The organism is Bacillus cereus group sp. BfR-BA-01441, from assembly GCF_022663075.1.
GTDB lineage: Bacteria > Bacillota > Bacilli > Bacillales > Bacillaceae_G > Bacillus_A > Bacillus_A cereus.
This window is the reverse complement of sequence record NZ_JAKUEU010000251.1, coordinates 1-509: the sequence shown is the minus strand read 5'-3', so window position 1 is coordinate 509 and position 509 is coordinate 1. Positions and strand designations below refer to the sequence as shown.

Below are 509 nucleotides of genomic sequence, written 5' to 3'. Positions count from 1 at the left end.
TATGTTTTCTAATTGATTAATTACAGAACTACATTCAACAAATAAAGATTTATTGCTTGATTTATAGTTATCATACTTAATATTATCGCAATCATAACCTGTTTTGGTTAATAACCTTTTAATACTTTTATCTAATCTAATTAATCCTTTTGTTATTTCCTGTAAACTTATTTTTTTATTGCTTGTAGTTCTTTTCTTTTCATTTTCATCTGGAATATCAACTTTATCTAGAATGGAATCCAATTGTACATGTACATTTTCCAATTGATCCACTACAGACAAATATTGAAAATAAAGGAATTTTTCCGTTAAGTCTTCATTGTCATGTTGAACATTATTACAATCATAACCTGTTTTAGATAAAAATCTATTAATATCTTTATCTAATTTCATTAGTTCATTTATTATTTCTTCTAAACTTATTTTTTTTAGGCTTCTTTTAAAATCCATCTTGATTACCTTTCCTTTCTGAATAACTTTCTAACATATTTAAATTATACCACAATATA

The 509-nt window shown here is 23.2% G+C and carries 1 protein-coding gene; it reads right to left on the bottom strand.

Annotated features, from left to right (window positions below; translation table 11 throughout):
- Positions 1–450, bottom strand: a 450-nt coding sequence (locus MR107_RS30360; RefSeq protein WP_242293178.1) for a hypothetical protein, incomplete at its 3' end; no start/stop codon positions are given.
- Between the last annotated feature and the right edge of the window lie 59 nt (positions 451–509).